This window comes from uncultured Meiothermus sp. (assembly GCF_937863175.1).
Lineage (GTDB): Bacteria > Deinococcota > Deinococci > Deinococcales > Thermaceae > Meiothermus.
Map to the genome: position 1 here is coordinate 1 of NZ_CALMCQ010000107.1, position 7747 is coordinate 7747.

Annotated in this window: 8 protein-coding genes; 2 read left to right on the forward strand and 6 right to left on the reverse strand. The window is 58.7% G+C overall.

Annotation, left to right across the window (positions count from 1 at the left end; all coding sequences use genetic code 11):
- Positions 1–305 precede the first annotated feature (305 nt).
- The 3 genes from Q0288_RS04280 to Q0288_RS04290 all read right to left on the reverse strand — a co-directional run bounded on the left by Q0288_RS04280 (position 306) and on the right by Q0288_RS04290 (position 2491).
- A complete protein-coding gene (locus Q0288_RS04280) occupies positions 306–1061 on the reverse strand; it encodes a 2-phosphosulfolactate phosphatase (protein ID WP_299427692.1) in 756 nt (251 codons plus the stop codon).
- Positions 1045–1704 (reverse strand): ribulose-phosphate 3-epimerase, encoded by a 660-nt coding sequence (gene rpe, locus Q0288_RS04285; RefSeq protein WP_299427695.1) that lies wholly within the window; start codon positions 1702–1704, stop codon positions 1045–1047. The genes Q0288_RS04280 and rpe overlap by 17 nt, the downstream gene beginning before the upstream one ends.
- Before the next feature lie 109 nt (positions 1705–1813).
- Positions 1814–2491, reverse strand: coding sequence for a Crp/Fnr family transcriptional regulator (locus tag Q0288_RS04290; RefSeq protein WP_299427698.1), 678 nt, complete (start codon positions 2489–2491; stop codon positions 1814–1816).
- An 18-nt stretch (positions 2492–2509) separates the two neighbouring features.
- Between Q0288_RS04290 and Q0288_RS04295 the strand changes: the two genes are divergently transcribed.
- Complete coding sequence (locus Q0288_RS04295; protein WP_299427700.1) at positions 2510–3169, forward strand: ATP-binding cassette domain-containing protein; 660 nt, start codon at positions 2510–2512, stop codon at positions 3167–3169.
- Positions 3170–3458: 289 nt separating this feature from the next.
- Here Q0288_RS04295 and Q0288_RS04300 read toward each other — a convergent pair whose 3' ends face one another.
- A complete protein-coding gene (locus Q0288_RS04300; RefSeq protein WP_299427703.1) occupies positions 3459–4397 on the reverse strand; it encodes a peptidylprolyl isomerase in 939 nt (312 codons plus the stop codon).
- A 388-nt stretch (positions 4398–4785) separates the two neighbouring features.
- Between Q0288_RS04300 and Q0288_RS04305 the strand changes: the two genes are divergently transcribed.
- Complete coding sequence (locus tag Q0288_RS04305; RefSeq protein WP_299427706.1) at positions 4786–6090, forward strand: FAD-dependent oxidoreductase; 1305 nt, start codon at positions 4786–4788, stop codon at positions 6088–6090.
- A 424-nt stretch (positions 6091–6514) separates the two neighbouring features.
- Here the strand turns inward: Q0288_RS04305 and rplL are convergent, their stop codons facing one another.
- Positions 6515–6895, reverse strand: a complete 381-nt coding sequence (rplL, locus tag Q0288_RS04310) for a 50S ribosomal protein L7/L12 (RefSeq protein WP_299427709.1) — start codon at positions 6893–6895, stop codon at positions 6515–6517.
- Positions 6896–6932: 37 nt separating this feature from the next.
- Positions 6933–7457, reverse strand: coding sequence for a 50S ribosomal protein L10 (gene rplJ / locus Q0288_RS04315; RefSeq protein WP_299427712.1), 525 nt, complete (start codon positions 7455–7457; stop codon positions 6933–6935).
- Positions 7458–7747 lie beyond the last annotated feature (290 nt).

Below are 7747 nucleotides of genomic sequence, written 5' to 3' on the forward strand. Positions count from 1 at the left end.
CCGGGAGGGGGGTGCTCCAGGCTTCAAAAAAGAGAGCCTCGAGGTCTCCGGGTTGGAGGATCATCTTTTTGAATCCGGTATACGCCCGTGGCGTTACGTCTTGCTGGTATGCGGACATCGGAGCATCCCGCAGTGGATGACCACCCCGGCGGTTGGCATATTTATTCCGCCGCCGTAGGGTACGCAAACCGCCTCTGCGGTGGAGTCTTTGGCTTCCGACACCCCCGTGATGGTTCCTGAAACCGCTCTGGGTGGATAGCCTGTAGACCGTTCCAAAGGGGATCGCCTACTGCTTCCCGCCGGACTCAAACGGTCGCGATCTGGCTCTGGCTCCCGTTGGCTGGTCGCTGGGCCCGCTTGAAAATCAAGGCATCTCCCACCCGCCCCTCGAGCACACCCACTGCTGGAGAAGCGGCAATCTGGGCACAGAAAGGCACATCGGCTTCCAGTCCCACCTGCCGCAAGGCCTGGGCTGCCCCGGAAAGGTGCAGCGGCTCCAGGGGATCAGGAAAGGTGCGACGGGTCGTGAGGGCTGTAAGGGCGCCATCCTCGAGTTCATATGGCCCCATAATTTGCAGAAACTCTGCCAGTACACCAGCCGTATACACATCGTCCAGGCCAATGCGCCCCTCCTTACCCGCACACAGAATCGCAACCTCCTCCGTGGCGAGCTGGTGAGCCAGGCGGGCTGCAGCGTGGGCGTTGTAGAGCGAGGCCAGCAACACATGTTTGGCGCTGCGGGCCGCCAGGTGCGCGGTACGGGTGCCGTTGGTGGTGCTCAACACCACAATTTTGCCCCCCACCGGCGCTTCCTTGGCCTCTCTGGGCGAGTTACCATAATCAAAGCCTGCGGGTTTGAGACCCCCTTCCTCGCCCGCCAGAACCACATCCGCATCCCGAAAGGCTCGAGCGTTTTCCAGCCCGGTCGTCAGATACAAGCCGCTGGCGCCAGCTTCCAGAAAAGCCGTCGCAGTGGTGGTGGCCCGAATTACATCCACCACCAGTACCACGTCCTGGTAGCTCAGATTGTCCTGGGGAACCAGATCAGCCCGCAAACGCATAACTCTCCCTCAACATAGCGATGTTCTCCTGGATACTGCCCTCAAACACCGCCGAACCCGCCACCAGGATATCCGCCCCAAGCGCCACCACCTGCGGGGCGATCTGGCGGTTAATCCCCCCATCCACCTCGAGCAGGCAGGCTGGATTGAGCCGATCGCGCATGGGTTTGAGTAGTTTCAAGCGCTCGAGGCTTCGCTCGATAAACTTTTGTCCACCAAAACCCGGATTAACCGTCATCAACAAAGCCAGATCCAGATCGCTCAGCACAGGCTCAAAGTATTCCAGGGGGGTACCGGGATTCACCGCCATGCCCGCTTTGACTCCGTGCTCTTTGATCTGCTGGAGCACCCGGTGTACGTGCGGTGTAGCTTCGGGGTGGAAAGTCAGGTAATGGGCTCCCGCTCTGGCAAAGTCGGCAATATAGCGCTCTGGCTCGACGATCATCAGGTGTACATCGAGTGGCAGTGGGCTCACGCGCCGCAGGGCTTCCACCACCACCAGCCCCATGCTGATGTTGGGCACAAAACGCCCATCCATCACATCCACATGGATCAGGTCAGCACCCGCCTCGGCACACGCCAGCACCTGTTCACCCAGGCGGGTAAAGTCGGCGGCAAGAATCGAGGGAGCGATCTGAGGCATAGATGGGGACGAAGGGAATCATAAGGGATTAACCTGCATTAATGTAAAGAGACTCCACCAAAAAGATTGGGAATTGCCGTTGCCGCCGACCATAAGTTAAATACCAGGGTTAGCGCAAACCGAACCACACTTCTTCCAGACCCGCAGGATCCAGGATTTCCACAAAACCTGAACCCACCTTGACCAGTTCTTCCCCACGAAGTGCATGCAGCACACGGGTTACGGTCTCGCGGCTGGTTCCAGAGAGCTGGGCGAGCTCCTGGTGGGTCAGTTTCATCTTGACCCCATCGCCGTAGCGCTGCTTGCGCAGCTTGGTCAGGGCATAGGCCACCCGGCCCCGGGCCTCTTCAAAAGAGAGGACTTCCAGCTCGAGGTCGGCTTCGCGCAGGCGTCGCGCCAGGATGGTGGCAAGATTGTGCAGAATTTCCGGCCATTTGCGTACCAGGCTCCAGTAGGCATCCTGGTACAGGACCAGCAGCATCGAATCCACGGTGGTCTCGGCTGAAGCGCTGCGGGGCTGGTCATCGAGCAGACTCATCTCGCCAAACACCTCGCCGAGGCCTAGGTAGGCAAACATCCGCTCACGGCCATCCAGGTAGGTTCGGTAAATGCGCACTTGCCCGCTCTGGACAATGTACAGGGCAGCCCCCATATCCCCGGCCTCGAAAATTTGTTTACCCGCCGGGTAGCTGCGGGTCACAAAAGATTCTCTGGCCACCTCGAGCGCCTGAGGCGGTACCCCTTGAAAGAGCGGGGTCTTTGCAAGCACCTGCATGTCAGCCAACATCAGGTACACTCTACAAGGGTGCGTAACGGTTTGCCAATAGCAGGCAGCAGTCCAGTACTGGAAGCTCTGCATCTGGGTTTTGGCTATGGTGAGGTTGAGCTCTTCCAAAACCTTGGTTTTGCCGTGCATAAAGCCGAGGTACGGGTTATCCTGGGGCCATCTGGCAGCGGCAAAACTACCCTTTTGCACCTTCTGGCAGGTTTGCTGGCCATTCAGTCTGGGGATGTGCAGTGGCAGGGCCAGAGCATTCGGGGTCTGAGCGAAGAAGTGCTGGCACGACGACGGCTCTTGTTTACCGGCCTGATCTTTCAACACCACTACCTGCAAGCCGAACTCACCGCGCTGGAAAACATTTTGGTGCCAGGATACCTGACCAATAAGGTAGACCCCGACTGGGGGCTGGAGTTAGTGAATCGGGTAGGGCTGCTACACCGGGCCCATCTACTCCCCAAGGCGCTCTCGGGCGGTGAACGGCAGCGCGTCGCCGTTGCCAGGGCCCTCTACAATCGTCCCAAACTCCTGTTGGCCGACGAGCCCACAGGCAGCCTGGATCGGCGCAATGCAGAGAAAGTTTTGGAGTTAATGCTCAGCTTGTCCGGAGATCTCAGTACGGCTGTGATCGTAGCAACCCACGACGAGCACTTGGTACAGGGCTTGCCCGAAATACGGTTGGGCTAGGTGGTTCCACCATACATCTGCACCGCGCACGGGCCGAAAGCCCCTCGAGTACTGCGCTGGGAGCGGGCTTAGAGCGTTTCATACGAGTCCGCCGCATAGCGTTTTTTTGCTATGCGGCGTACATTACAGCTCACCGCGTGCGCCGTAGCAGGGGGAAACGCGATCAGTCCGAGTCGCTTCCTCACCCATCTGCCAACCTGACCGCGCGTAGCTTAATGGTTGGATGGTGCTACTCAAATTCCAGGACAGGCCGTACCCCCGCTCATTCCTGGGATGGAAAATGCCTTCGCTACTTGGTCTGGAGGTTTTCTGGGAACAGCCTGGTGGGGGTGCGCCTCACGATGTTATCGAGCACTTTTTGAAGAGCAGAATTCCTGACCGCCTGATCCAGCCCACCCTTGACCTGATCAAAGGACTGGAAACCAGCAGCTTCAACTTTGCTCAGCAAGATCACGTGGAAGCCAAACTCTGTTCTGACCGGGGTTTTGGAGCTTTCACCGGGCTTCAGGGCAGCCAGGGCCAGTTCAAAAGGTGCGACAAAAGTGCCTTTGGGTTCGCAGCCCAGTTCGCCCCCTTCATTCTTACTGCCGGGATCCTGCGAGAGCTCCTGGGCCAGGCTGGCAAACTTCTCGCCCTGGCCTAGCCGCGCGATCACTTGATTCGCTTCCTGGGCCGTCTTGACCAGGATGTGTGAAGAGCAATAGCGTACCGGAACCGCAAATTGGGGTCGGGAAACCAGATACAACATACGCAGGGCGGAGTCACTGATCTGCAAGCTCTTAACCAGATTTTCAAGATAGGCATTGTAGGTCAGGGCCTCATATACCAGCCTGCGATAGGCTTCCAGGCTGGGAATCCCGGCCTCTTCGAGCGCCTGGTTGAGCTGCTCTTCGTTTTCGAATTGAGACTTTACTTCCTCGATAGTTTCATCAATTGCAGCGTTTTTGGCAGCAAAACCAGCTGCCTCAGCGGCCAGAATAATTGCCTGATCCCTTGCCAGGCGTTCCAGATACTGCGGCCTGAACTGAGCAAAGGCCTCTTCGGACTCAGGGCTGTAGGCTTGACCGCGTTGCTGCAAGGCGTCTCGCACAAACAGGCGGAACTGCAGGTCAAACTGACTCCTGGTGATGGAGGATTTGCCCACCATCGCCACCACCGGGTCGGTTTGGGCCATTGCCAGCGAGGTCAGCGCCAGCAGTAACAGGACAAGTACTTGTTTTGGCTTCATTTTCACACCTCTGCTACAGCCCATCTCCACCCCAAAGCCCGAAGCTTCGACTGGTTCCAGAACTGCTTGTGGGATTATGCTAACACGGCCTGGGTTGAACTATCCCACCCCCATTGCATTGCTGCCGGTTGAGCCAGATCAGGGTACTCCCAGAATTGGGGTGGCCCCAAATCCTTACAGGCCGAAGGCTGGACGATCCAGAGTGAATGGACTACCGTATAGAGCGCTCCCTGCCCCCAGACCACCGTACTCGGGATAGAATCGGAGGGTGAGCACGAGCATTGTTACAACAAGCTGGGCCTGCGTGGTTAAGTTGCGCTTATGTCTGCACGAGTTGGATCTGTGCGACCCCACAAACCCTGCACGGCGTATCTTATAAGGCCAAACTATGAGCAAAGTCGCAGTAATTGGCGGGGGTCTCTCGGGGCTAGCGGTAGCTTTTTGGGTAGCGGAGGCTGGGCTGGAAGTCAGCGTCCTCGAGGCCACCAGTGGCTTTGGAGGCAGTGCGCGAACAGCCAGACTGGAGGCGGTTTCACTCGAGCTAGGGGAAGAGTCATTTGACGACACCCCCAACACCCTGCTCAACCTCAGCACCCAACTGGGGCTCGATCCACAACCCTTACCAGGCCATCAAAGAGTCGTCAGGAAAAGCGGCCAGGACTGGGTTTTGCCACAAGGTCTGAATCTTTTCTCGGGGTTTGGGTTACACCAGCTCGCAGAGATGCCTTTTCGCCGCCACGTCAAGTGGCGGCTTCGTACCGAACGCTTTGCCGCATCCGCTTCGGTCAATGATGAGCTGCTGGGGGCCTTTTTCTTGCGCAGACTGGGCCCTGAAATCTGGGAGGTGCTGGAGCCTTATCTGAGCGCGATGCTGGGTGGCCCCGCGGAGGAAGTATCGGCCTCTACGGCATTTAGCCGCCTGCTTCAGCTCGAGCGCCAGGGGGGTCTGCTGGCTGGCAGCCGTCAGCTTAGCACCGATGGAAGGCTGCATCTTATCACCGGGATGGGTGGCCTGATTGAAGCCCTGAGCACCCGCCTGCTGCAGAAAGCCAGGCTGCTGCCCTACCACGAAGCCTGGGCTGTGACGCGCGATTCCAGGGGCTGGCAGGTGCACGTGCGCGGCGGCAAGATCGAGGCCGAAGCCATCATCATGGCACTCCCGGCACCGCAGGCCGCCAGGGTATTTCGCCCTTCGGCCCCCCAGATGACCACCCTGCTCAACCATTTTTCTCACCAGCACAGCGCAAAGGTTTATCAGCTCTACCGACACCGCGAGCTGGCCAGCGGGCCAGGCGAGTACTTTTTCGCCAGAGGTGAGGGCTATGCCTGCACCTCCCTCAGGGTGGCCCATCCCGGCGAAGAGATGGCGCTGGCTCGAGTGCAGTTCGCGGGGGAAATTGCCCGATCCACCGACAGCGAACTCTCCCGGCTAGCCCAACTCGATGTGAGCAAACGCATGCACACCAGGGTGCGTCCGCTGGCGGCTTGGGTATTCCGTCAGCCTTCCTCGCGGCCCCACTTCACCCAGGGCCAGTCCCGTCGGGTGGCCGACCTCGAGCGGGAGCTGGTGCACGCCCCAGGTCTTTTCCTCACCGGCAGCTATCTGGCTGGCCCTGGCCTGGCCAATCTGGTAGAGCACAGCCATAGAATCAGCCAGAGTGCCCTGGATTTTCTAGCACTTGCAACAATTTAGAGGGTCAAACACCCTGAGTACCCGGCCAGCGCAGCCCGTACTGATGGTTGCCTAGGGAATACCCCTCATGCCAGGTTCGGGCCGAACGTCTCCCCTCGGTAGGCTCTTGCACCCAGGTCAGATGTACAAATGGGTTTCGGTGACAAATATGTGCAGTGCGCAATTCCCGAGTGAGTGCTGGTCGGCCCACGATCCAGACCTAGTGCGAGTATGCCGCTAACCCGGAGGCGTACAGAGCGCATACTGGGCCTCGCAAATACCCAGATGGTATGGATGAATGTCTTTACGAAACCGGTATCAGGACAGAGCCTTGTTGAGACTGCTTGGTGGCTAAGATGAGCCATGCGGTAGAGACCACCAGCAGGAATGAGAAAGAGACAAAACCCCCAGGCAGAACTTCCCGGGGGTTTCGGTTAAGCCACCGTTACTTCAGTTCGACCTTAGCACCTGCACCCTCGAGCTGCTTCTTAATCTTCTCGGCCTCGTCCTTGGAAATGCCTTCCTTGACATTACCGCCAGCTTCGGCCAGGTCTTTGGCTTCCTTCAGCCCCAGCCCGGTGATGACCCGGAGTTCCTTGATAACGTTGAGCTTTTGAGCGCCCGCATCCTTGAGCACGACGTCAAACTCGGTCTTTTCTTCGACCGCCGGTGCAGCAGCCCCAGCCGCAACCCCCGACATGGCCACGGCCACCGGAGCCGCAGCGGTCACGCCCCACTCCTCCTTGAGTTCGTCAATGAGTTGCTTGAGTTCCAGCACGGTCGCGCCGGAGAGTTGGGATTTGATAGCAGTGATATCGAGAGCCATTTTTCTCCTCCTACTGGGCCGCGATCGGCCCACTGGCCTAAGCGGCCTCTAGTTTCTGAACCTGGGCATCCAGGATGCCCACCAATTCCTGCGCCTTCGCCCCCAGTACCCCCACGAAGTTGGACATCGTGGCAGACAGCACACCGACCAGTTCGGCCTGCAGTTCCTTCTGGCTGGGCAGGTCGGCCAGGATCTCTACCTGTCGGCCCGTGAGAGCCTGTCCCGAGAGCACCCCCGACTTGAGGGCCGGAATGCCTTTGTCGTTCGTTCTGGCAAACTCTTTGAGGGCCTTGGCAGCTCCGGCAGGGTCGTTGAAGATCACCACTGCCGAGGGGCCGCTCAGGCCTTCGATAGCCGGCAACCCCAGGTCGCTCATGGCTTTGCGGATAAGGGTATTTTTGGCAACGATGATCTCGCCGCCCTTTTCCCGCACCGCCTTGCGGAGCTTACCGGTGGGACCAGCTTCGAGCCCCTGGTAGTTCACCACGAAGAACGAGCCTTCCGCACCCTTGAGGGTTGCGGTGAGCGCCTCGAGGTTTTCGATATTGCGCTTGCTAGGCAAAGTTCCTCCTAGTTGGGCGTAGGGTATAGGGTTAGGGGATGGGCAAAAACCCAGACCACCAACCATCTACAACCAGCCCTCGCTTGGTTTTGGGATTAGGGGGTTCCCAATGGTTATCGGCGAAAAACGCTTCCCTACTAGCGCCTCGGCGAGGAATTAAGGCTTGCGCCACTCGCTGTCTTTGGCTGCCCTTGCAGTCAGGTACGTGACCCTGACAGGACACCAGGGAGGAAGTATACAAAACTACCTGGCTTTTGACAAGTCGGGCTGCTTTATGTTCACTGCCGCCA